Annotated in this window: 18 protein-coding genes; 7 read left to right on the top strand and 11 right to left on the bottom strand. The window is 59.4% G+C overall.

Annotated features, from left to right (window positions below):
• The 4 genes from ACODSP_RS26825 to ACODSP_RS26810 form a co-directional block, all read right to left on the bottom strand.
• Positions 1–314, bottom strand: a 314-nt coding sequence (locus ACODSP_RS26825; protein ID WP_488968579.1) for a helix-turn-helix domain-containing protein, incomplete at its 3' end; no start/stop codon positions are given.
• Between the two features lie 220 nt (positions 315–534).
• Complete coding sequence (locus tag ACODSP_RS26820) at positions 535–1476, bottom strand: alpha/beta fold hydrolase (RefSeq protein ID WP_488968578.1); 942 nt, start codon at positions 1474–1476, stop codon at positions 535–537.
• A 52-nt stretch (positions 1477–1528) separates the two neighbouring features.
• Positions 1529–2296 carry an SDR family oxidoreductase gene (locus tag ACODSP_RS26815; RefSeq protein WP_488968577.1) on the bottom strand — a complete coding sequence of 256 codons (768 nt, stop codon included), beginning with the start codon at positions 2294–2296 and terminating at the stop codon, positions 1529–1531.
• Positions 2293–2646 (bottom strand): hypothetical protein, encoded by a 354-nt coding sequence (locus ACODSP_RS26810; protein WP_488968576.1) that lies wholly within the window; start codon positions 2644–2646, stop codon positions 2293–2295. The genes ACODSP_RS26815 and ACODSP_RS26810 overlap by 4 nt, the downstream gene beginning before the upstream one ends.
• A gap of 117 nt (positions 2647–2763) precedes the next feature.
• Between ACODSP_RS26810 and ACODSP_RS26805 the strand changes: the two genes are divergently transcribed.
• The gene (locus ACODSP_RS26805; protein ID WP_488968575.1) at positions 2764–3753 is read left to right on the top strand and encodes a LysR family transcriptional regulator; all 990 of its coding nucleotides are present in this window, start codon (positions 2764–2766) and stop codon (positions 3751–3753) included.
• An 89-nt stretch (positions 3754–3842) separates the two neighbouring features.
• On the opposite strand, the gene ACODSP_RS26800 is transcribed toward ACODSP_RS26805, so the two are convergent.
• Complete coding sequence (locus ACODSP_RS26800) at positions 3843–4415, bottom strand: recombinase family protein (RefSeq protein WP_488968574.1); 573 nt, start codon at positions 4413–4415, stop codon at positions 3843–3845.
• A gap of 338 nt (positions 4416–4753) precedes the next feature.
• Between ACODSP_RS26800 and ACODSP_RS26795 the strand changes: the two genes are divergently transcribed.
• Entirely contained in the window at positions 4754–7726 is a 2973-nt protein-coding gene (locus ACODSP_RS26795; RefSeq protein WP_488968573.1) for a Tn3 family transposase, read from the top strand.
• 350 nt (positions 7727–8076) lie between these two features.
• On the opposite strand, the gene ACODSP_RS26790 is transcribed toward ACODSP_RS26795, so the two are convergent.
• Both ACODSP_RS26790 and ACODSP_RS26785 read right to left on the bottom strand, forming a co-directional pair.
• Complete coding sequence (locus ACODSP_RS26790) at positions 8077–9939, bottom strand: ATP-binding protein (RefSeq protein WP_488968572.1); 1863 nt, start codon at positions 9937–9939, stop codon at positions 8077–8079.
• Positions 9936–11207, bottom strand: coding sequence for an SIR2 family protein (locus tag ACODSP_RS26785; protein ID WP_488968571.1), 1272 nt, complete (start codon positions 11205–11207; stop codon positions 9936–9938). The genes ACODSP_RS26790 and ACODSP_RS26785 overlap by 4 nt, the downstream gene beginning before the upstream one ends.
• A 733-nt stretch (positions 11208–11940) precedes the next feature.
• Here ACODSP_RS26785 and ACODSP_RS26780 point away from each other — a divergent pair.
• The 3 genes from ACODSP_RS26780 to ACODSP_RS26770 are packed head-to-tail and all read left to right on the top strand — an operon-like array spanning position 11941 to position 15318.
• Complete coding sequence (locus tag ACODSP_RS26780; RefSeq protein WP_488968570.1) at positions 11941–12945, top strand: Gfo/Idh/MocA family protein; 1005 nt, start codon at positions 11941–11943, stop codon at positions 12943–12945.
• A complete protein-coding gene (locus ACODSP_RS26775; protein WP_488968569.1) occupies positions 12942–13655 on the top strand; it encodes a hypothetical protein in 714 nt (237 codons plus the stop codon). The genes ACODSP_RS26780 and ACODSP_RS26775 overlap by 4 nt, the downstream gene beginning before the upstream one ends.
• A 10-nt stretch (positions 13656–13665) precedes the next feature.
• A complete protein-coding gene (locus ACODSP_RS26770) occupies positions 13666–15318 on the top strand; it encodes a radical SAM protein (protein ID WP_488968568.1) in 1653 nt (550 codons plus the stop codon).
• Positions 15319–15622: 304 nt separating this feature from the next.
• On the opposite strand, the gene ACODSP_RS26765 is transcribed toward ACODSP_RS26770, so the two are convergent.
• Positions 15623–18598, bottom strand: coding sequence for a Tn3 family transposase (locus tag ACODSP_RS26765; protein WP_488968567.1), 2976 nt, complete (start codon positions 18596–18598; stop codon positions 15623–15625).
• Positions 18599–18693: 95 nt separating this feature from the next.
• On the opposite strand from ACODSP_RS26765, the gene ACODSP_RS26760 reads away from it, so the two are divergent.
• Positions 18694–19311 (top strand): recombinase family protein, encoded by a 618-nt coding sequence (locus ACODSP_RS26760; RefSeq protein ID WP_488968566.1) that lies wholly within the window; start codon positions 18694–18696, stop codon positions 19309–19311.
• A 63-nt stretch (positions 19312–19374) separates the two neighbouring features.
• Here the strand turns inward: ACODSP_RS26760 and ACODSP_RS26755 are convergent, their stop codons facing one another.
• Together ACODSP_RS26755 and ACODSP_RS26750 are read right to left on the bottom strand one after the other, a co-directional pair.
• The gene (locus ACODSP_RS26755) at positions 19375–20631 is read right to left on the bottom strand and encodes a GTPase (protein WP_488968565.1); all 1257 of its coding nucleotides are present in this window, start codon (positions 20629–20631) and stop codon (positions 19375–19377) included.
• Between the two features lie 70 nt (positions 20632–20701).
• Complete coding sequence (locus tag ACODSP_RS26750; RefSeq protein ID WP_488968564.1) at positions 20702–21067, bottom strand: hypothetical protein; 366 nt, start codon at positions 21065–21067, stop codon at positions 20702–20704.
• A gap of 324 nt (positions 21068–21391) precedes the next feature.
• On the opposite strand from ACODSP_RS26750, the gene ACODSP_RS26745 reads away from it, so the two are divergent.
• Entirely contained in the window at positions 21392–23092 is a 1701-nt protein-coding gene (locus tag ACODSP_RS26745) for a sigma 54-interacting transcriptional regulator (RefSeq protein WP_488968563.1), read from the top strand.
• Positions 23093–23419: 327 nt separating this feature from the next.
• On the opposite strand, the gene ACODSP_RS26740 is transcribed toward ACODSP_RS26745, so the two are convergent.
• A partial coding sequence (locus ACODSP_RS26740) for a hypothetical protein (protein WP_488968562.1) occupies positions 23420–23795 on the bottom strand: 376 nt, incomplete at its 5' end.

Genomic DNA, 23795 nt, shown 5'->3' with positions numbered 1-23795 from the left:
CATTCACGGGCAAAGGCCGCAACCCGGTTATAAGAACCGGTGAACCCCAGCGCGATCAGATCGGCGTGCATATGTTTCAAGGTTCGGCGCTGCTTACGCGATGTGGAGGCCTCGGCCTTGAGCCAGGCTGCCAACTTGTCGGCGAACGGGTCCAGCTTGCTGGGTCGCTCCGGTATCGAGAACTTCGGCTCGATCATCCCGGCGTTCAAATACTTCTTAATGGTATTCCGCGACAGACCGGTCCGGCGCGCGATCTCCCGGATCGCCACCGTCTCCCGCAAAGCCAAACGACGGATGACATTCAAAAGTCCCATGTCGATCACTCCGGTGCCCCCCGTCGCTCAACGCGAAGGGGGAAGGGTCACATGGGTCAATTCTCAATGGAAATAAGCCGCCTTCCCGGGTCAGTTCCGCGTGGAAATCAACACGGATCAGGACCCCGTTGCTACTCACACATCACTCTGGAGGACAGCCACACAAGCCGCTACTATCGGCCGGCCCCATACCGCATCTAGACGATGGGGCTCCCTCAATTCACTGCGCGTGGCGCGTCATGAACCCGAGGATCAGGCCGGCGATTTCGTCGGTCTTTTCATCGAGCGCGAAGTGTCCAGCATCAAGCATATGGATTTCCGCATCTGGCAGATCGCGTCGATATGCTAGGCCGCCGGCTGCAAGAAACGAAGGATCATTTGCGCCCCAAGCGACAAGCGTTGGTGGCCTATGTTCGCGAAACCACGCCTGCCATTCAGCATACGCCGCGACATTCGTGCGGTAGTCGTAGAGCAAGGCCGCCTGGATCTCGCGCTGGCCCGGCTTTGCCAGGAAAGCGAACTCGTCATTCCAAGTGTCCGGATTATATCGCTCCGGATGCGACGAGCCAGCGACATGACGCTGCTTCGTCGCTTCAAATGAGAGAAACGCATCGACCACGTCCATATGCGCCTGCGGGTCCGCCCAATATTCCGCGATCTTCGCCCACTTCGCACCCAGACCTTCCTGGTAGGCATTGCCGTTTTGAATGATCAGCGCGTGCAGTCGTTCAGGATGCGCCAGGACGATGCGGTAACCGACCGGCGCGCCGTAATCGTGCAGATAGAGCGAGTAGCGGTCGATTTTGATCGTCTGCAGCAGCGCATCGACCGAGCTTGCGAGCCGGTCGAAAGTGTATGGGTAGACCTGCGGCGGCGGAGCGTCGCTGTGCCCGAAACCCGGCAAGTCGGGCGCGATCACGTGATAGCGCGTCGCGAGCAGCGGGATCAGCGTGTCGAATGCTCGCGATGACGACGGAAAGCCATGTAGTAGAATGATCGTCGGGGCGTCCTTGGGACCGGCCTCGCGGTAGAACATCCCGATTCCGTCCACCTTGACCGTGTGATAGGTGGTCGTCGCGAACGTCGATTGAAGGCTCTGAGCGACAGCCGAATACGGCGCTAAGAGCATTGCGGCGACGGCCAGAAGATAACGTAAATTCAAGGAAGGTCTCCTTCGGAAAGGTCTGACAGGCGGCTGGCTTACGTCACCATCGTCAGACAAGCTTGGTTTCCCCGCCATCGACCCTGACAGCCGTCCCGGTCACCCAATGACTTTCCGGCGCGAACAGGAACGCGATGACGTTTGCAACGTCATCGGGCTGACCGTAACGGGCGATGCCGATCTCGGCGGCAAACTTCTCGGTCGCCACGTCGAGAGGCAGCCCATGCTGGTCGGCGTAACCCTGCAGCATCGACCGTCGCCGGTCCGTCAAAACCGATCCGGGCAGGATCGAATTGACCTGCACCCCGTCCTTGACGCCCCGTTCGGAGAACGTCTTCGCCAGCGCGACGATCGCGGCATTGATGGTGCCCACGGCAGCCAGCGACGCCTTGGGATTGTAAGCAGACGTTCCCGACGTGATGGCGACCGAACCGCCCGACGTTGTCAGTGCATCCCACGCCGCGAGCGTAAGACGGCGGGCTGAATGGAACTTCAGGGCCAGGCCGTCGTCCCATTCCTCATCCGACAGTGTAAACAGGTCCGCCTGCGACACCGCACCGGCAATGCACGCCAGCGCATCGATCCGTCCGAAGTGGTCGAGAGTGTCCCTGATGACGGCCTTGCAGGCGTCCGGATCACGCAGGTCTTTCGCGAGCGCCAGCGGTTCGACACCCGAGGTGCGAAGGATTCCGGCGGTCTCCGCCAAGCTGTCAGCCGAGCGTGCGACGATGGCGACCGCCTCGAAATCCCGGCCCAGTCGGATGGCGGTCGCGCGGCCGATGCCGCGGCTCGCGCCGGTGACGATCGCAACCCGGCTCATGAGTGGGCCTCCTCGATAGCGAGAGTATCGATGTACTGGCGGAAGCCGACGATCCGTCCGTTCCCGGTCGCCCAGACATGAGCGTAGCGGTCTCGAACCTCCTTGCTGGTCATGCTGTGAACGCCGGTGACCTCGGCGACAGTGAGCGCAATGCGCTCCGCGATCGACGGGTCGAGCGCCCCGTCGATCAGCGCACCCTGGAAGCCCAGGACCGCCTGCAGCACAGCAGGACTGTTCGAGACGATCCGATAGAAATTGGGAATTCCACCGAACCGCTGATCGACATGCGCAAGCAATGGCCTGGACTGAACAGGAGCATCCTCCACGCTTGGCGTCGGTATCTGCGACATGGGCTTTGCCTCTTGTTCAACTGGCCTGATCGGCCCGTGAAAGAGAATTACCGCCTTCCACATTTCCCCAATAGCTAGTAATAATGAAAGATAGACTTCCGCTATACGAGAGGGTTAATGGATCGGTTCGAGGCGATGCGCACTTTGGTTGCGGCCGTTGATGGCGGGAGCCTCTCTGCGGCGTCGCGGACGCTGAACATTCCGCTGCCGACTGTCAGCCGGCGCGTCTCCGATCTCGAAGCCATGCTCGGCTCGCAACTGGTGGTGCGCACGAGCCGCAAGTTGCTGCTGACCGAAGCCGGGACAGCCTACGTCGCCTCCGCGCGCCGTGTCCTGGAGGAACTGGCTGAGGCCGAGCGCGCCGCATCTGGCGAATATCGCGCACCGCGCGGCGAGCTTCTGATCACAGCACCGATCATGTTCGGCAAGACCCATGTCGCGCCGATCATCCACGATTTTCTGGAAGCCTATCCGGAGGTGACGGTGAGGTTGGCACTGACCGATGGCGTCGTCGATCTGGTCGAGTCACATGTGGACGTCGCCATCCGTCTCGGCAATCTCCCCAACAGCACGCTGGTCGCCAAGCGCGTCGGAGAGGTCCGCTGGGTCACCTGTGCAAGCCCAGACTATCTCTCCCGGCGCGGTGCGCCACAAACCCCCGACGATCTCGTCGAGCATGGATGCATTGCCTATGAGGGGCTCGAACTATGGCGCGACTGGATGTTTTCAGGGCCGCGCGGCGAGCAAAGCACGATCATCCGGCCCCGCTATTCAGTCAACACCGCCGATGCCGTGATCGCGGGCGCAACGGCGGGCCTCGGTATCGCCTACATCATCTCCTATCAGGCCGCCGACAGCGTCAGTGATGGTTCCCTTGTCCCGATCCTTACCGAATGGGCCCCGGCACCGTTTCCAGTCCACATAGTGCACGCGCCTCGGCCGCACCAGCCTCTCAAGTTACGGGCTTTCCTGGATTTTGTGTCACCTCGTATGCAACAGCGGCTGCGCACCGTCGGCGAAATCCTGGCGCAGGCACAGGAGCGTGCGGCAGCTCAATCAAATGTTTCCGAGGAAGCCCTGCTGGAATCTTCGACCGGCACGAGTTGAACTGTCCGCCATCGCGGGACTGCCCGATACGCGCGGTGTTTGCCCCGTCATCCGCAAAAGGCGCGCCAGCGTAGGGCGAACATGAGATTTCAGCCACCGGTTTCGGTGTCGGAAACCTTGTCCATGGCTGCGTAGAGGGCGGTCTTCCCAACCTTAACCCTGGCGGCTGCCTCCCGAACCGTCAGGCCCTGGGCGATCAAGGCCATCGCCCGTCGCAGCTTGTCGTCGGTGACCACGGGCTTGCGGCCACCGCGTCGCCCACGGGCGATGGCGACATCCAAGCCAGCGCGGGTCCGTTCCCGGATCAGGTCTCGTTCGAACTGCCCCAACGCCCCGAAGATATGGAAGATCAACCGCCCGCCAGGCGTGGTGGTGTCGATGGCTTCGGTTAGCGACCGAAAGCCAATGCCACGTTCTTCTAGGGTTGTGACGGTTTCGATCAAATGCGGTAGAGAGCGGCCGAGCCTGTCCAGCTTCCAAACAACGAGAACGTCGCCCTCCCGTAGAAAGGCCAAGGCCGTCGTCAGGCCGGGCCGGTCGGTCCTGGCACCGGAGGCCTTGTCCTCGAAGACGCGGGTACAGCCGGCTTTGGCGAGGGCGTCGAGCTGGAGGGCAAGGTCCTGTTCGCTGGTTGAGACGCGCGCATACCCGATTTCGACCATCGCCGTCCGCCTTTTGTCCGCAAACTTGTCCGTTAATCTATGAGTCCGGAAAGTCATTGTAAAGGCCAATAAACGGACAGTTTGGGAGGTGGCCGTCAAAAGGCCGTTTGACGGTCATCTTCACGGGCCGTGAGCGAGCAAGTATCAAGGCAGGTGACGGCTGTGGCCCTCGGCTGCCTTTTACCGGCGGGCAGCCGGTGGGCATCGCGTCGGCCACCATGCTATTGCGGCGGCTGGATAGTATCCTGGGGTTGCTTACGCCAAGGTATGATCCACGCAACCCAGGCAATTAAGCACATGACGAAACCAGTTCCCCACCGCTTCAACCGGAATCAAGAATGGCCCGTTGCAGGCTGTTGACGCCTCTGCAATGGCAGAGCATGCTCGGTATCCCCCATGATGACCGCAGCCTGATCCAGCACTATACCCTGAACCGGGAAGAGCTTGACCGGATCACCGGCAAGCGGCTGCCGCAGAGCCGGCTTGGCTATGCCGTCCAGTTCTGCCTCGCACGGCATCCAGGCAGGGTGCCGCCATCGGATGAGGTCCTGCCCTATGCTTTCCTGGCCTATGTCGCGGGTCAAGTCGATGCCCGGCCGGAGGATTTGCCCGCCTATCACAGTCGACCGCAGACACGGCGCGAGCATCTGGCCGATATCATGGTGGCCTTCGGTTATCGCAGCTTCGACAGACGGATGTTCCGGGACATCGCCCGCTGGCTGCTATCCATCGCACAGGTCACGCGCGATCCCGTGTCTCTGGCCGGCATCCTGATCGACGAACTACGCCAGCGGCGGGTACTGCTGCCATCGTCAGCAGTGATGGAACTGATCCTGCACCAGGCGCGGGCGCGCGCAGAGCACCTGATCCACCGCGTGCTGCTGGAAGGCCTGCAACCCGCCGATTTGGATCGGCTCGACACGCTGTTGGCCCCCACCGGTGAGGGAGAGACGACCCTGCTGGCCTGGCTGCGGCAAGCCCCTCTGTCGCCGGCACCCCGCAACATGCTGGCCATCATCGACAGGCTGACCAGGGTCAGGGGTCTCGTCTTTGATCCGTCCTTGTCAGCCCGCATCCCCGACATCGCCTTCACGCGCCTGTCGGCCGACGCGCACCGCATGACCGCCCAGCATATCCGGGAAATGTCCGACCAACGACGGCGGGCTCTGCTGGTGGCCGCTGCCATCCGGTTGCAGGCCGATCTTACCGATGCCGCCCTGGTCATGTTCGACAAGCTGATGGTCATGCTGGGCCGGCGGGCCGAGAACCGCACGGCCGATAAGGTTCTGCAATCCGTGAAGGACACCAGGGCCCATCTGCGAACCCTGGTGACGGCATGCCGCAGCCTGATCACCGCCCACGAGGCCGGTGCCGATCCTATGGCCGCCCTTGAAAAGGACGTTGGCTGGTTCCGCTTCATGGCCAGCGTCGCCGGCGTGGAACCCCTGGCCGATCCCGGTGCCGGCGATGCCCGCACCGAGCTGCTGTCCCGTTATGCCACCGTCCGGACCTTCATGCCGACGCTTCTGATCACCTTCCAGTTCGAAGGCGGGCCCGGCGTCTCTTCCCTGTTGCGCGCCGTTGCCCTGGTCCGCGACCTGTTCGCCGCCGGCAAGCGCGGCCTGCCCGACAAGGTCCCTACGGGCTTCATCCGCCGCTCCTGGCGAACCTTCGTCATGCCGACCGGTGCCATCGACCGCAAAGCCTACGAGATCTGCGTCCTGACGGAATTGCGTGACCGACTGCGCGCCGGCGATGTCTGGGTTCGGGGCAGCCGGCAGTTCCGTGATTTCGAAAGCTGCCTCATGCCCCGGCCCACCTTCCAGGCGCTCCGTGACGAGGGTGCGCTGCCATTGGCCGTGACCGGCGATGCCGCCCCCTATCTGGCAACCCGCCAGCAGTTGCTGGTCGAAAGGCTGCGCGATGTCGGTCGCCGTGCCCAGGCCGGTGAACTGGAGGATGTCGATCTGTCCGGCGGTGAGCTGCGCATCACGCCGATCCGCGATCAGACCCCGGAGCCCGCCCAGGCCCTCGGGCGAGCCGCCTATGAACTTTTGCCGCGCATCAAGATCACCGACCTGCTGATGGAGGTCGATACCTGGATCGGCTTCAGCGGCTGCTTTTCCCACCAGCGCAGCGGCCGCCCTGCGGATGACCGTGCCTCGCTGCTGACCGTTATCCTGGCAGACGGCATCAATCTCGGCATCTCCCGCATGGCCGATGCCTGTCGGGGTGTTTCCATCCGCCAGCTCGCCTGGGTCCATGATTGGCATGTGCGCGAGGAAACCTATGCAACTGCCCTGGCCCGTATCATCGATGCCCATCGCACCCTGCCGTTGGCCGCCGCCTGGGGCGACGGCACCACCTCATCCTCAGACGGGCAGTTCTACAAGGCGGGCGGCCATGGCAGCGCCGGCGGTGACGTCAATGCCCGGCATGGCAATGAGCCGGGCGTCAGTCTCTACACCCACATTTCCGACCAATACGGTCCCTTCCACACCAAAGTTATCGCTGCCTCCGCCAGTGAGGCCCCGCATGTGCTGGATGGCCTGCTCTATCACCAGACCGGTCTTGCCATCGAGGAGCACTACACCGACACGGGCGGGGTCACCGACCATGTCTTCGGGCTCTGCCACCTATTGGGATTTCGCTTCGCGCCGCGTATCCGCGACCTGAAGGATCGCCGCCTCTACCTTTTCCCTGGCGACACACCACCGACCCTTCTGAAGCCGCTGATTGGCGGCGAGATCGATCTGGAGCATCTGGCCGTCCATTGGCAGGAACTGCTGCGCCTAGCCGCCTCCATCCGATCCGGCACCGTCACCGCGTCAGCCATGCTGCGTCGACTGGCCGCCTACCCAAGACAGAACGGCCTCGCCTTGGCGCTACGCGAACTCGGCCGCATCGAACGCACGAGCTTTACGCTGGACTGGCTACGCGATCCCGCTCTGCGCCGCCGCACCAATGCCGGCCTGAACAAGGGGGAGGCCCGCAATGCCCTGGCCAGGGCCGTGTTCTTCAACAGGCTGGGTGAGATGCGCGACCGCAGCTTCGAGAACCAGACCTACCGCGCATCAGGCCTGAACCTCCTGGTCGCCGCGGTCATCCTATGGAACACACGCTATCTCCAAGCCGCATTCGACCATCTCGCGGCGTCCGGCATGGATGTCCCACAAGATCACATCCGACATGTCGCTCCCTTGGGCTGGGAGCATATCGGTCTCACCGGTGATTATGTGTGGGGTACCGACCCTTTGCCAAAGGAAGGCCTCCGCCCGCTGCGGCGCCCGACATCCATGCTGGTCGCGTAGTTCCTACTCCGTTCGCGCGAACCGGACAATATGATCACTTTCGTGTCCGGACCCCTTGTGGGTGGAGACGATTATTGGTGCACGAAGGAGGGTCCGACTGAGGCCATGCCGGCTTCGTGGTGCGCATCGCAAAGGTAATATCGCGGCTAGCGAACTGCGCTTGCCACTGAAGATGCATGACTAGGACTGACTTCCCTCCCGACCCTAATTCATAGGCCGAGTTCGACGAATGCGCTGATACCATGCGGTGATTTTTTGAGGCCGGTCAGTGCGCGGGAGGGGGGGCGTTGAATTCGTTATGCCTGCGCATCTGGGCTATGATGACAGCACTATAGTCCCGAGCGAAATTTTTAGAATGGCACTTCGTCGTCGAGATCGTCCGCAAACTGCGAGCTTCTCGGCCGGATCGGCGGCGGCGGCGGAATTGGAACCGGTATAGCTGGAATTGACGGAGCTGGGATCGGTGGGACGGGAACCAACGGCATGGCGGCTGCTGCCGCCGCCGCTGCCGCCGCTGCACGCTCTCTGCGTACGCGCCAGAAGCTCTGGAACTCCGGTCCCTTTGAATCCGGCGGGTATTCGGGCGGGTGGATGAACAGCGGCACGGGGGCGGGAATATCGGGCCCGATCACCACCGCTTCGCCGGGCGCCAGCATTGGTACGAACTGGGCGGCGCTGCGATCGAGGTCGCCGCAGGCGCGCTCGACCGTTTCGCGGTCCTGATCGTTGGTGAGCCGGTGCACGAACAGCGTGCCAAGCTGGCTCATCACGTCCTGCGGAATGTCCCTCGGTCGCTGCGTGGCGAGGACGCAGGTCAGGCCGTATTTGCGGCCTTCCTTGGCGATCAGTCCAAAGGAATCCAGCTTTACTGTGCTGTGCTCGTCGCCGACCGAACGTCCGAGGAACTGATGCGCCTCGTCAAGGAACACAACCAACGGCGACGTGCGGAACGCGCCGGCTCTGGCTTCGGCCAGTAGGAACCGGCCGATGACATTGAGCAGGATTTCGCGGGTATTGTGCTCGAACCGCACATCCTTGAACGAGATGACCGCGATGTCGCGGCTGTCGTCGGCGAGGAACGCCCGCAGCTCGGACACCAGCGACGTGCCTTTGGTCTTGAAGATGCATTCGAGCTCGCGTGAGCCGAGCAGCGTGTTGATCCGTGCAATCAGCGATTCACAATAGCCGAGCGAATTCTGGTCGGTGTTGCCGAACGCTGCGGCATTGTTTTGGTTGCTCGCCCAGACGCATTCGTTCTTTACTTGCTCGGCAAGGTTGGAGATGTCGAAGTCGCACGCCGGATGGTGGAGCTGCGCGGCATGCGCGTGAAGCGCATTGAAATAGGGCGCGCGCGGTCGTCCGGCCTTTTCGACTAGGCCGTTGTTGACGAACACACCCGCTGGCGGTGCGGCGGCGATGGCCGCGACCAGCTTGAGGCTCTTGATCGCTTCCCTGAGCCTTGGGCCCTGACTCTGACCCGACGGTCTGAACAGCGAGAACAGATCGTCCTCCGTGATCTGGCGATAGGGGAAATGGACGAGCTTTGCCGCTCCGGCGGGTGCGTCGAAAACGAAGACTTCGTCAACATTCCCCATTTTTGCGAACTCGCCGGTCGGATCGAGCACGATCGCCCGACCGCCGGCCTTCTTCAACTGCTGGACCAGCGTGGCGACGGTCCAGCTCTTACCGCCGCCAGTCGCGCCGAACACCCCGCAATGCCGGCCGAAGATCTTCTCGGGAGGCAGGCAGACATCGACGCCGTCCGCGGCATCGATCCGCCCGATGCTGAGCGTCAGCTCGTCCTCATCGGCCACCGCATTGCGGATCAGCGTCGCCAACTGACTGGGTTCGGCAAGATAAACGCCGTCGCCAATCCGCGGAAAATCAGGCAGGCCGCGCCGCAGCTTGTTCGAGCGCTGCTCGACCGCCGCCAGCAGTTGGATCTTACCGATCGGATTGGTGACCGCGGATTTGCCGAGCGACGGTTCGACCGTCAGTCGCTCGGCATCGGATATCTTGGTCTCGACGATCCGGCCAAGAATCTGGAACCGCTCGCAATCAACGAACGCGAAGTCGCCGACCGCACCGAGCGACAGCCCGCGGCGCTCGGGCACCGCCGCCGCATTGGGCAGGTTCACATGAACATAGGACGCGGTCGCTTGGGTGATCGTGCCGATATAGCGCTCGGGATTGATCGGGTTGATGCGGGTCATGTCGTCGGCGCCCCCGCGTCCCGGAGCGTTCTTACACGCTGCATGTGCCGCTCGCGGTCCGTTTCGCCGATCAGGTCGGGAAGAGCGGAAACCAGATCCTGGAACCGGCCGTTCATGAGGTGGATGCGCGCATCGCCGCCCGCCACCATGCGCTTAAACGCGGCAAGGAATGGGTTCTTGGGGTCGGCCACAGCGAGCATAGTCTGTGGTGCGGCATCGAGTTCGGCCGGCGGCACGAATGCCGGATCGCAGATGACCAGTCGCAGCGACATATTGGCCTCAACCGCCGACAGGATCGGTCGGCTGATATGGTCATCATTGAAGCCGAATCCCGAAATCAGCAGCGCCGTATCGGGCTCCCGCAGCGCCGCCTGGAAAGCACCGATCATGTCGAGATAGGGTGCCTCGAAGCTCTCCTGATATTTGCTCGAGCGCGGATAAATCAGAACCGGTTTCCCTTCCTGACCACGCGACCGGTATATGTCGGCGACTTGGCGGCGCCAATCGAGCGAGCCGTGGAGCTTGTAGAGGTGGAAGACATTCTCGATGTAATCGGGCGCATCGCGCTGACCCGAGCGCCGCACGATGTCGAACTCGAAATGGCTGCGGTCATAGACTTGATCGAGACCGTGCGAAAAACCGTCGATGATCGTGAACCGGTGTCGCCGCGCCGCCTCCTCGAAGCACAGGTCGTAGTTGGTCGTGAACAGCTTCGACCGTGCCTTGCGCACGCCGCGGCGCCCAATCTTCTGGATCAATCCCGCGTGGGCATCGAGGTTGGTGGCGCGATCGACAAAGTCGACGCGGGCAAGGATCGCTTGTTCGGCCGCTTCCACGAAATCATGGATGCGGATGTAGGTTGGGTCGGTGACCGCGGTCTCGTGAAGCTCCAGATAAAGTTTGCACAGTGTCAGCAGCCGCTCGATATTGTTATCGATCTTCGCGCTGGCAAAGGTATCACACACCGCCTGGAACACAGGTGCGCCGACCTTAGTCTTCACCGCTACCCAGACGTCCTCCATGCCCGCTGGCGAGAGCTTGGCCGCGTCGTTGGTCGCTGCGAACGACGAACCGGTGCCAGTCAGCACGACGACATTGGTCGCGTTGAGGACATTGAGCAGCGCGCTTTCGATGGCGCGCTGAGTCCCTGCCTCCTCGATGCGCTCGCCGTCCGCGCTCATCTTGTCCTTGAACAGTCGCCAGCCGTCGCCGGACACAAACAGGCGCAGATGTGCAGCATCGGCTGCCTTGCCACTCCAGTACATCATCCGCCCCCAAACCACATCATTCCTATGGGCGGCTAGCCTAACATCTTTCATTGCACAGGGCAGTGCGGGAGTGCAGCCTTTAAGAATCCACTATCCATCTACATTGGCGCGTCCCACTTTCCGCATTTCGACGTTGTCGCCGCCCGGCGGAGGCGGAATCAGGGACGATCAACAGAAGGTAGGCTTTCCACATCGGATTACCCGAAAGCTGCAATACCGGATCCGGCCCCCTTTGCACCACTCATAACAACCGCAAAGCGCCCCATGGCGGTCGTTCGCTGGGGCGGTGGCGGCACCTAAAAGCCAACATTGTCGAATGGGTCCTTCGGTAACAGGCTGTGGCACGTTTCAAAAATGCCGCAATCGGCTGACAAGGGTCGGGTCCTGTGGTGAATGGCGGCGCAAGGCGTTCGATGGAGTATGACGGACCGCAGCCGCATGCTACGCCTCGCTGGTCATTCGTCCAATCTGTCTCGGGATCCGTCTATTGAGTCCCCGACGGGGACGTGACCGCGGTGACTCAATAGACCCATCATGGCGGTTCAGCTCAATAGGGAGAGGCTCATAATATCGTATGTCGATATTATGTGAGCATAAATACAAATTTGGAGCGTGACATGGGCGAGCATATCCTATAAAATAAAGCTATGGATAGCAGATCCGCCTCTGGCCTGGCTGCTGGGGTCCGATAAGGCTGATGGTGCAGCCAAGGAATGAAAGGTGAACAGTCAAAATGATTAACTGGGGCATTATTGGAGGAGGTTCCGTTGTAAAGACAAAGAGTGGCCCTGCGTTCAATCTTGAAAGCAGAAGTCGTGTTTATTCGATCTACCGTCGTGATTTTACTGAAGCAAAAGAGACTGCTAAATTATTGGGAGCCTCAACGTACTTTTCTAACTTAGAGGATTTTCTCAGTCAGCCCGAAATTAACGCTGTATACATTGCAACACCTCCCGGCCTGCACTTCGAACATGCCCGAAAATCCTGTGCGGCAAAGCTGCCGACTTACATCGAGAAACCCTTCGCAAGAAACCTATCCGAAGCAAAAGAAATTTGCGAGTTTTTTGATAAGGCAGAGGTTCCTCTATTTATTGCGCACTACCGTCGCGCTATTGATAGATTCATAAAGCTGCGGGAACTTGTTTGGAATGGAGTTCTGGGTAAGCCGATTGCAATCGACTTTCTATTGGAGAGACGAAACACCGACTACCCCCTATCGGGATGGATGTCCGATTTGGCCGTGTCAGGTGGTGGAAAATTCTTCGATATAGCACCACATGTACTTGATGTGCTGACATGGATATTTGGTGATCTGAGGGAGATATCCTCCGTTGTAAAATCAACCGGGCTTCATTCCCCATATGAAGATGTTGTTTCAGCTTCTTTCTCATCAACTTCTGGGGTTGTTGGGAGCATTTTATTCTTTTTATGTTCACAAAACAAGCAAGATCGATTGAAGGTTCTTTTCGAAAGAGGTGAGGTCAGTCTTTCCATTCATGGGGACGAGACGATTGAAGTTAAGGGACCAGAAGGCATCAGGGCGCTCAAGTTTCCAAAGGCTACACACATCCAAACTCAAATGATTCATGAGGTTATATCATGGCTCGAAGGCAACCAGGCGAACATTTGCACTGGACACCAAGCTCTACCCACCATGGCTGCATTGGACCAGATTCTCGACTCATTCTATCGCGGGCGCAATCGTTCATTCTGGCTTGACTATGTGCATGGTGAATGATGGACATTGAGCGCATCAACTGGGTTATTGGGCTAATAAGCGACTATAGTGCAGCGGTATTAGCTACTACCGCTGTGGCTGGTGCAGGCGCAGCGTTCTATCGACGCCGCATAAAAAAGAGATCTATTCGGTCGTTCTGGGGGAAAGAACGCATGCACACAATTCTTATTTACCCAAAGTACGAAGGGAGCAAGATACGTGAAGAAGATATTGCTGCGCGCTTTATCATCCAAGACAGTCTGGCGTCTGCCTCTATTCCTTACACTGTAGAAGAAGTAACATTTTCTGCAAAGATGGACACACGAGTTTTGTTGATATGCGGGCCAAAATCCAACCTAGCTTCTAAAATCTTTGCAGAAAAATTACTTTTCCGAGTGAAATTCTGCGAAGCTACTCCAGAACTCCAGCCTCACTTCATCGACACTGTAACTCATGCAAGGTACTTTTCACCTTCGGACACAGCACATGGAAGTGGAGACGTTGCCGTGGTTGTGAGACATGTACAAGATGACAAAACGACTTTCCTATTCTGGGGGCTGCATGGCTTGGGAACGCTTGGCGCGGCCTCGATCCTAACTAATGACGAAATCCTCAGACGGATCAAGAGTGAAGTAGTGAGTGGGAGCTTCCTCATCTTTCTTAGTGTTTCCCCTAGAAATGGTGCTGAACCACCCAGCGTACGGCTGATATCCAGTATACTCCGTTTGTGAGGTTATCGACATGAGCGTGGTATTTGTAAGCCCTATCGAGAAGCGTACTGGATTCTTTGTAAATCCACATCGCTTTGAAAGACTTTTTCTCGAATCTTCCAAAGAATTCGATTCTAAGACTTTTTCCTTTGAGTTGTTTGATACAAGCAGCATAAGTCAGCTTGAGGCCAAATACTACGAAATTGCAGTCTTGGATGTGACGATCGGAAGTTGGCCTGATTCAATTAGAAAAATCGTGACAACCTATAAGGCAACCGTAGGGTACGTTATTGTAGGAGATACTGTAACTGATGGATATTTTGGCGAAAAAGCCAATAATACAGATATTTTTACCATGTTTGACTGCCCCATTGAGGTGGTCCCAAGGCATGACACAGCGAAAGTAGTGCAAGCTATCACCGCACTTAAGCAAGCATCCGGTCCCTTGTCCAATTGCCAGAGTGTTGAGCACCAAGGGACAACTTCGATGTCTGAAGAGGTGTTTGTTGCCGCTGCGGCTGTGGCGAGCAGTAACCTTGGATTTCAGTACTTTCTTCCTGGCCTCTCCTCTGGGTGCGAAGAGCACTGCACGTTCTGCCGTCTGAGCAATAGAACTGACACAAAAGGCGTAGTTACCGATCTGCAAAACGACCCCGTCGGTATTATGAGCAGCCTTCGAGAAAAATTCAATCTAGAGTCATTTCAGTTTACAGATGAAAATTTCTTAGGTGGATTAAATACTGAATCAAGACGTCGGCGTTTAGAAGCAGTGAATAAACTTTCAGAGCGTCTCTCTAGCACTTATGAGTATTGGACAATTGGCATAGATACCCGATGTGATAGCATTGTGGATTTGAATGAAGATGAAATTCAGTCCCTCCATCGGCGGAAAGTTCTTGAAGAATTTAATAAATCGGGTTGGCTGTATGTCTATTTGGGCGTTGAATCCTTTGCGCCGACACAGTTGAAACGCTATGCAAAGAGAATTTCCATCGACTGCATATTTGCAGCGATTAAAGCATGTAGATCGATTGGCGTAGAGTTTACACTTGGAGCAATTTGGTTTGATCCACTTGTTCAGCTATCTGAGCTACGTGAGTCGGTGAAGGTAGTGAAGGATAACGATCTCTTTGCCCACATTGGTCCGATCTTCAAGGAAATGCGCGTACAGGTAATGTCACCATACGGCCGCATTTACGCGCAGCGATTTTCGACCGACCTGCGAAGCGAAGCGGCAAATAATCTGGTCTATATCGACCCCAAAAACGTCCAGTATTTAAGTTCGGAGGTTTATTCTATTCTGCGCGTCGGCAGAATCTTGCAGTCAATAATGTCCAAGGCCGGCTATCGTCATTCTGACATTGCTTTTCTGCGAGTTTTGCTTTCTCGATTTGCGAATACGAGTGCCCTGCAACGTGTTCCGTATCTTGTTTCGAAAAGAGAAGTTGAATTACTAGAGTATCTTTTATCGTCGCATAAACAAATCAACGACTATGAAGCATCTCTCTTAGCTTTAAATGCCGTAAAGGCTACGGCCACCGACATTGAGCACGCTCTTGATGCAACACCTAGTATTCCAGACTCAAAAGTGGAAAGGGTCAGAGAATATCTTTTCTCCGTGATGCAAAATTTGCATCGACAAGCAGAAGATATTATAGTCAACTCTCCTAATAAGATCAGATAATGGGGTTTCTCTTCCCAATATCCGCCCATCTATGTACGAGCCTTTCTGAGAATGATGGTAGTATTAGCTGGATATTAAGCGAACCAAGAACCTTGAATAACATGTTCGATGACGGCATTATCATTCGAAATGGTGACAAATATATTTGAAGGAAAAAGGGCGAAGCCTTGGCGTACAATCGCAGTGCAAAGTGAAATTCCCGGCCACGTCGGCCAAAGTGGGCACCGGCCATATTAACGATCACAAGGTGGGGTCACGACATAGAAGGGGCGAAAAACCACGCTAAGCGGACAAAAAGGGAACATCATGTTGCGAGACGTTCTGATGGCGTTCTCAATATCCTGTAACCGTCCTTGTCGAGTTTCGCAGGTTCGGCCCAGAGGTAGTCGCCGGTGAGATTGATGTGCTGCCAGCCCAGGGGCGCCAGATAGGGCAGCAGGGTGTCGGGAATGTCCTCTCCTTTTCCGCGCAGGAACCGGATGGCGCGGTCCATATAGACCGTATTCCACAGGATGATCGACGCGACGACCAGGTTCAGGCCGCTGGCCCGGTGCTGTCGACTTTCCAGCGTTCGGTCCCGCAGGCGGCCCAGGCGGTGGAAGCAGACGGCGCGGGCCAGGGCGTTGCGGGATTCACCTTTGTTCAGTTCCGCCGTCGCCTGCCGACGCAACATCGGATCGTCCAGCCAGTCGAGGGTGAAGAGCGTGCGTTCGATCCGGCCGACTTCACGCAGCGCCAGGGCCAGCCCGTTCTGGCGGGGATAGGAACCCAAGCGGCGCAGCATCAGAGACGCCGGCACCGTGCCCATCCGCACCGACGTCGCCAGCCGGAGCAGATCGTCCCAGTGGGTTGTGATCATGGCCTCGTCGATGCGGGCCGCGATGAAGGGCTCCAGCGCCGGCCAGGTCGATGCCGGGCTGAATGTGTGCAGCCGGCGGTTGGCAATGTTGGGGATGCGCGGCGCGAAGCGAAAGCCCAGCAGGTGGCAGAGCCCGAATACATGGTCCGAAACGCCACCGCCATCGGTGTGGTGGACAGCAATATTGATATCGCCGCCATGATAAAGCAGCCCGTCGATGACATGGGCAGCCTCCCCCTCCGACACGGATATTACCTTGGTGTGGAAGGGCGCATAGCGACCGGAAATGCAGGTATAGAAGGAGATGGCCGGCCCCGATCCCTTGTGCGGATTGACGGCACCGGCCACTTCGCCTTGGCCGCCCAGCGGGAAATGCTGGCCATCCGAGCTGGATACCGACGCATCGCCAAACCAGACGGACAAGGGCTGTGCATGCTGGGCGCTGATGATGCGGGCCAGGGCACGTCCGTAATTTTCCTCACTCAGATGCCAGCCCGCCGCCCAGGCCAATTGCCGATAGCTGACGACATTGCAGGCCTCGGCCATGCGCGTCAGCCCCAGGTTGGTGGCGTCGGCCAGCACCGCCGTCAGGGTGACGCGCGGGTCGTCCCCTGGCAGATGTGAACGCAGATGGGTGAAACAATCCATCATGCCTGTCCAGCGGTTCACCTCGGCCAGCAGCTCGGTAATGCGTATCCTTGGCATCACGGCCTGGACACGGTCGGCCAAGTGCTCGGCCGCCTCCGGGGTCACGGCTTGCAAGGGTGAGATCTTCAAGGCGGTGCCGTTGATCCTGACATCCGGCAGCAATTGCTTGGCGGCCTGCCCATCTACCTGGCGCAGCCTTTCCTCCAGCAATATTCGCCTCTCGCGCAGATATCCGATAGCCTCATCCTGCACAGCGACCGGCAGCGGCCCGGCCAGCTTCATGGTCGAGAACAGGGTCTTGGGCACGAGTTGATCTTCCACGGCCCGGTATTGCCGGCTGCCTTCCACCCAGATGTCGCCGGCGCGCAGCCGGTCGCGCAGTTCCACGAACAGGCAGAGTTCATAGGCAGGCGCGTTGATCCCATCGCCGCGCAGCACTGCGGCTCGCCAAGTGCGGCGGATGAAACCGGTCGGCAAGCCCTTGGGCAACGTCCGCCGCGCGCCGGCATAGAAGGTCCGCATCAAAGCCAATGCGTTCCGCAGGGCACTGACCCCGGCGATGCCCTGGAAGCTGAAACTGTCCAGGAACATCGGTCCCACGCGACGCAGCAGGGCGTGGTTTGTGGCGGCGAGTGCGGCATAATCCGTAGCGTCGTCGCGCGTCAGTTCGCCGGCCTCGGCCACGGCGGCCTTGAATTTCTCCCACGGGATGACCGCCTCGATGGCGGCGAAGGCATCCGTCCCCTTGCCGCGCGCGTCGATCAACGCCTCGCCCACCCTGGCCAGCAACCGCACCTTTTCATACATGGCCCGGCTGTTGGCCTGGATCGTCTCTGCCGCACGGCGTTCCGCCCGCCGGAACAGCCCACCCATGAGACGGTCGAACATACCGATGATATCGTCGGTGAGCCGGGTGATGGTCTCTAGCACCGTCATCGTCAGGATGGATTGGCGACGCAACGGCGCCAGGGCAGACAGATGCTGGGCCGACAGCCGGGTACCTTCCCGGATCAGGAGGTGGACACGGTCGGCATGGATGCTTTCCCGGATCCCCGGATCGATGCCGAGGGCACGCAGGGCAGTCAATTGTTCAACCAGCCGGCCCACGGCTCGATGGCCCGTGACGCCGGGGGACTGACGGGCCCAGGCCAGCAAGCTCATCCCGGTTTCGGGACGTTCCGCCAGCAGCTTGTCAATGCCCTCGCGCTGTTCCACTGCCAGGGCGGCATCAATCTGCCTTTCGACATGGCGCTCGGCCTGCAACAGGGCGGCGGCCACCAGGCGTTCGATGGTGGAGGCAGCGGGAGCCGCGATGGTCCGCCGCCGCAGTTCCTCCATCAGCAGGCCTGCCAGCACCATGCCGCTGGTAGTGGCCAAGGCGACGGGCAGCAGCCATTTGGCGATCTCGCGCCGGATTGGCTGTGAGAAGGTGGTGTAGCCATAGATGGCGTACAGGGTTTCGAGCTGGTCGTATCGCGTCTGCGACCGGGTGGCATATTCCGCCAACGCGTCAGGCGGCAGGTCCAGCTGGTCGGCGACGAAGGAAAGTACCTGGGGCGGAACCAGTTCACCCGGCCGCAGCAGCCGGCCAGGATAGCGCAGCGCACAGAGCTGGACGGCGAAGCCCAGCTGATTGTGAGGCCGTCGCCGACGCGCCACGACCGCGATGTCGGCCGGGCTCAGCGTGTAATGACGGATCAGGTCGGCCTCCGTCGTGGGCAGTGCGAACAGCGCCTCGATCTGGGCATCGGTCAGTACGCTGCGGCGCGGCATGGCAGTTCTGTCCCAGTTGGAGTAATGTCTGTTCGATACGCAACAAGGCCCAGACGTTCTGCCACTCACAAGGCGATGCCGCCGGGAGGGTTCAATTGGGACAGCGTGTAGCCATCTACTGCCGCGTGTCCACGGCCGATCAGTCTTGCGAGCGGCAGGAGCGGGATCTGCTGACCCTGGCCATGCGGGCGGGGTACGAGGTTGTCGGCATCTACAAGGAAACCGGGTCGGGTGCCAGGCTGGACCGGGCGGAGCGGAAGAATGTGATGGCACTGGCCCAGGCGCGGCAGATCGATGCCGTGCTGGTGACGGAACTGTCCCGTTGGGGCCGCAGCACCATGGACCTGCTGCATACGCTGCGGGAGTTGGAGGCCCGCCGCGTGTCGCTGATCGCGATGAGCGGCATGGCGTTCGACCTGGGCACGGCCACCGGTCGTATGTTGGCCACCGTCCTGGCCGGGATCGCGGAGTTTGAGCGCGACCTGCTGCGCGAACGGGTGCGGTCCGGCCTCGCCGCCGCCAGGGCGCGGGGCAAGGTGCTGGGGCGCAGGCCGGGACAGCGGCCCAAGTCCGACCGGTTGGCGCCCAAGGTGCTGGCCCTGGTCGCGGCGGGGCGCAGCTATCGGCTGATCGGCAGGGAACTTGGGCTCAGCAAGAACACGGTGGCGGACATCGTGAAACGCGTGCGGAAGAGGGGAACCGCGGAACCATGACCCGCCAAGCTTGGCCTGATTGCCATTCGGCATTACATGAAAGTTACCGGGTTCCCCGCTGGGTCAGGGGTATTCCGACCGTGGGATGTGGTGGGCCGTCTCCTTCCCACTATCCTCCACCTGCTTCACCACCCATTTATGTACTGCGCCGCAGTTCAGGGGGACGTCGACTCCAAGCCGTGGGTCTGGGTCGAAAGCTGTCTCGATTAGTTCTACTCCATGGAGGCGCGCGCGCGCTGCCGCCATCAACGGCTCACGGTCCTTTGGGCGTGGCATGTCCGCTTTATTTAGGCAGACAAGTATCGGGCGACCGATCCGCTTGAGCTTCTCGAGGGTGGCCACCTCTAGGCCCGAGACGCCACGGTTGATGTCCACCACCATAAGAAACACATCCGTGTAGGGCAGCATGTCTTCGACGTGCTGGTTGACGGCGCTTCTCGTGTCGTTGAAGCCTGGGTAGTTGACCAAGTGGACGGCACCCGTAGGGCCAAGCTCATAGATCTTCGTGTCCACGGTGGAGCCTGCGACCGGGTTCACGTTGCCAGTATCGACGCCGAACACGGCCTTCACCAGCGAGTCCTTGCCTGTGGACCCCTCGCCCACCACGCCGATGTTGATTCGTTTCGTGAGCATCTGCCTGAGCATCGCCACGTGGACCACCGCGGGCACCGTCGCTCGGTAGGCCGGCCCTGCGAGGTCGACCATAAGCCAGGCCGCGGAGGCGGCCCATCCGACTGGGCCGAGCAAGGTACCTACGGTCCGCGTAATCGCGATGTTTGTCGCGAAGCTCAGGCCACTGCCAAGCAGGGCACGGGCGACCATGTTAGCGACGATCAGCGACATGCGGTATGTCGCAAAGCCGCCGAAGTTCTTGAGCAGCAGTTGGACGAGGATCGTGCCCGTCGACCCGAGGGGGATGTCCCTTTCCTTGATGCCCATGGTCGAGAAGAGTTGCCGTCGCTCCGCGTCAGACATTTTGTCGAGAGCGTCAGCGAAGAGCTTACCCAGGATGGCGGCCTCGTTCTGCTCCACCGTCTTGCCTTTACCTGCCTCCTTTGCACCGAGCTTTTCCGCCACATCCAGGACGACTTCGGCGTACTCAACGCCGCTGCCGCGGACGAGGGTAGCAAAGTCGTTGCTTCCCATCCTCCTGAGCCGGTCCGCGATGGCCTCCGCCGTCTGCTGTAGCTTCCCCTTCTCGAAGGAAACAGCTTGCCGATCCATCTCCAGGTACTTCACCAAGGGTTCCACGTCGCTGGCCTTCACCGCGAGGGAGCGGTGGATGACCTCGGTCAGGCCGAGCTGTCGCGTCTTGCTCATCGTCGTTCTCCTTCAAATCTAGATTTGTATTTAGATTGGGCCACCGCGGCGGGAGCCCGCCGCGCCATATTCAGACGAGGGCGAAGACGACCGGCCCACCACCAGCTCCCGGCGGATGCATCTTGATGGTCGTGTGCGCGGCCATGTAGCCCACAAGGGCACCGCCCACCGCGCCGACCACGGCTCCTGGGAACGACGCGACGACGTAGCCCAGCGTGGCGCCGACAATGGCGCCGCTGGCGCTGAAGAAGGCGACACGGTTTCCGGTGGGGTCAACTATCTCGACAGAGATGTTGTTGTCGCGGGCCCAATGGTAGACCCGGTTGAGGCAGGCGGCGACCAGCTCCGGGGAAACCTCGAACTTTCCCTTGCTCGCAACCCGCAGGAACGCCAGCAGCTTCTCGATCTGGCTCTCGCTATTGACTGACATGTTCATGGCTCACTCCTTCGGTTAGTAGCAGGCTATCCGCTACACAAGCCTACAAATGCTAGAAGTGTGCCACATATGAATCATGCAGATATATTGTGTAATATCAATAACTTAGAATATTAGTCTTTGATGAAAAAAATAAACGATATATAAATTTTCTTAGAAAAATTTCAAATGGCAGAAAGTTTTATAATGGAATACCGAATCATCAGCCTCGCTTCCAAACCGCACGGCGTTGACGAAGTTGGCATCTTTCACCGGGCGGATTGGATAGACAACCGGTTCCGTCTAGAAGGTAAACAACCTGCCTCCGAGCAGACGGGGCGTCCCTTGCTGGCCCTCGTCCACGAGGCGGAACAAGTCGAACTTGACCAGATTGCAAATGAAAACAAGCACCTAAGCCATTACTTGACTGGTGGTAAAACAATTCGAGGCTACCTTGATGACCTCTACCGAGGGATGACGGAGCCAAAGCTAGGTGATGATAGTTCGGTCTTGCCTAGCCGGGAGCATCTGGTGATTGATCGACCGCTACGGAGCGCTGTGGACCGGATGGGAATGCGCCGGACCGTGTTCCTGGTGCCAGACTATTGGCCCCACACGCTCCCCTTGCCTAAGGCGAGCCCATTCCGGGAGCGGGGAGCTTCGCCTGTTGATGAATTCCTCCAACTCGTGGCGCGTGAGCTACACGTGTACATCAGGGACGAGGTGAGTACCTTCCCTATCGGCTTGATGAAGCTTCGGCGCCCAGCCAGTAAGGTGCATACGGCCGACGCCCGAGTTCAGCAGTTTGACGAAGTGGCCAACCACAAAGGCCTAATGTTTACCATCATGGTCGAACTGCTCTCCATGTCGAGCACTGACATGGGGGTCGGGTTTGCCGCCGAAGGCGGACTCTCCAACGGGTCGGACCTACCCGAAGGGCCAATCCTGTTCGACGGCCCTACCGGCACGGGCAAGACACTGGCGGCTAAACTCCTGGCGCTCGAGCTGGGAAAGGAACTCGTCGAGGTGAACATCGCGAGCTTGACCGAACACCTCCTGGAAAGTCGGATGCGCGGTTATAAGAAGGGTTCTTTCACTGACGCCAAACAGGACGAGGACGGGTGGTTTGCCAAAGCCGACGGCCAGGTCCTTTTCCTAGACGAGTTTCAGAACGCGAGTTTAGCTTCCCAGACTCAGCTGCTGGACCTACTAGAACCGTTCAACGACGACGTCTACGTGGGTCGCATCGGCGAGAGCAGGCGGCCGCGGTATACGGTGAAAGTAGTCATAGCAGTCAACAAGCCGGTAGAGCATCTCCTCGCCGCCGGCGTGCTCCGGGAGGACCTGTACTATAGGATCAGAACGGTAGTGCGATTCCGGCGACTGAGAGAGATCCTTAAAGCCAAAGGCACCTTTGCCGAGAGGGCCAAGATGTTGAGGCGACTTGTTTTGCTTTACTGCTGGAAGTCGAGCCCTTACTGGGACGACCGAAACCCGGAGCGGATGGGTTTGCCAGCCCTGTTTCCCGAAATTGATGATGGCGCGATAGAACTCATTGCGACCGCTCCCTGGGAAGGCAACTTCCGCGAACTGGAACGCGTCATCACCGACATACATTGGAAGAACTACCGTTCGTGCTCCTCATCCATCGGGATTAGGGACGTCGAAGCGCAGCTTGCCAAAGGCGTTTGGTGGCCCGACGGCGGAGGTCGACACGCATCAGCGGGCCAAAAACAAGCCTCCAAGGCTGGTAGTGCGCAGGAGATCAGTGACCTAGTTGGCAGACTTTGCTCAGGAGACACAGATGTGCAGGCCGGCGATGCACGCAGCTGGGACCGCGTTTACCTGGAGGTGGTGCAGGACCTTCTCGTAATGAACCGCTTCAACATCGAGGGGACGGTGGCGGCACTCAAACCCACGAGGATCAATCTTGGGTCGAGGCAGTCATTGCGGACCTTCCTGAGGGAAAACCTAGAACGGCTCAGACCTGAGATCCGAGCGCACGAGAAGATAGACAGATTCCTCGGCGGCTCCCCCGCATTGTGACCCTCTTCACTGGCGGACGACCGGCATCGCCGCATGGTCCATGCCCTCTTGCGCTGCGCCGCATGCCTCCTTTCGACGACCCGCGATGTTGGGCTGCACCTGCTGTTCAACTGGAACATCGCAAGGCTGTCGCAACAAACGCTAACAGCCTCGCTATCGGTGGAGCCGATCAGCATCATCCGGAAGTTTGCCGGCCCCGGTCGAATAGCTGCTCTTACAGATGTTCTTGATTTGTCCCCTTAGCGTGGTTTTTCGCCCCTTCTATGTCGTGACCCCGGTAAGCACCGTCATGACCAGGGCCTCGCCCTCGCCCCTGTAGCGATATCCTTACTGAGCGCGGTCATAAACGGCCTCTTCGCTGATACGGGTGATGGTGATGCGCGCGCTCCAGACTATGCGGGTACCGGCCACGCCGGTGACACGCGGGGTGATGGTCTGGGCGGCGGTGTCAGCGGACAGGGTCACATCCATGCCGGCCGTAGTCTCCTGGTCGGCGCCGATGGTCTGTACGGAGCCCACCAGCGTGACATTCCCGCCTGCGTCCCGGATATACCGGGCCAGCCGGCGGTAGCTGCCGCCCTGGCTGGACGCAGCGCCATAGGACCGGGCCAGGACGGTCACGTCCAGGGTCACCGCCTCCCGCTCCCCGATGAAGAGGCGGGGCGACAGGTCCGTGGGCGTGGCGTCGGGGGGGGGGGGGGGG

The organism is Niveispirillum sp. FG156, from assembly GCF_057809555.1.
Note: the sequence above shows the minus strand (reverse complement) of the source record. Positions and strands in the feature narration are given on the sequence as shown.

Excerpts from the sequence above, each read along its gene's own strand:
- ACODSP_RS26815 (WP_488968577.1), bottom strand. The coding sequence starts at position 2,296 with ATGAGCCGGGTTGCGATCGTCACCGGCGCGAGCCGCGGCATCGGCCGC.
- ACODSP_RS26810 (WP_488968576.1), bottom strand. The coding sequence starts at position 2,646 with ATGTCGCAGATACCGACGCCAAGCGTGGAGGATGCTCCTGTTCAGTCC.
- ACODSP_RS26805 (WP_488968575.1), top strand. The coding sequence starts at position 2,764 with ATGGATCGGTTCGAGGCGATGCGCACTTTGGTTGCGGCCGTTGATGGC.
- ACODSP_RS26800 (WP_488968574.1), bottom strand. The coding sequence starts at position 4,415 with ATGGTCGAAATCGGGTATGCGCGCGTCTCAACCAGCGAACAGGACCTT.
- ACODSP_RS26795 (WP_488968573.1), top strand. The coding sequence starts at position 4,754 with ATGGCCCGTTGCAGGCTGTTGACGCCTCTGCAATGGCAGAGCATGCTC.
- ACODSP_RS26790 (WP_488968572.1), bottom strand. The coding sequence starts at position 9,939 with ATGACCCGCATCAACCCGATCAATCCCGAGCGCTATATCGGCACGATC.
- ACODSP_RS26785 (WP_488968571.1), bottom strand. The coding sequence starts at position 11,207 with ATGATGTACTGGAGTGGCAAGGCAGCCGATGCTGCACATCTGCGCCTG.
- ACODSP_RS26780 (WP_488968570.1), top strand. The coding sequence starts at position 11,941 with ATGATTAACTGGGGCATTATTGGAGGAGGTTCCGTTGTAAAGACAAAG.
- ACODSP_RS26775 (WP_488968569.1), top strand. The coding sequence starts at position 12,942 with ATGATGGACATTGAGCGCATCAACTGGGTTATTGGGCTAATAAGCGAC.
- ACODSP_RS26770 (WP_488968568.1), top strand. The coding sequence starts at position 13,666 with ATGAGCGTGGTATTTGTAAGCCCTATCGAGAAGCGTACTGGATTCTTT.
- ACODSP_RS26765 (WP_488968567.1), bottom strand. The coding sequence starts at position 18,598 with ATGCCGCGCCGCAGCGTACTGACCGATGCCCAGATCGAGGCGCTGTTC.
- ACODSP_RS26755 (WP_488968565.1), bottom strand. The coding sequence starts at position 20,631 with ATGAGCAAGACGCGACAGCTCGGCCTGACCGAGGTCATCCACCGCTCC.
- ACODSP_RS26750 (WP_488968564.1), bottom strand. The coding sequence starts at position 21,067 with ATGAACATGTCAGTCAATAGCGAGAGCCAGATCGAGAAGCTGCTGGCG.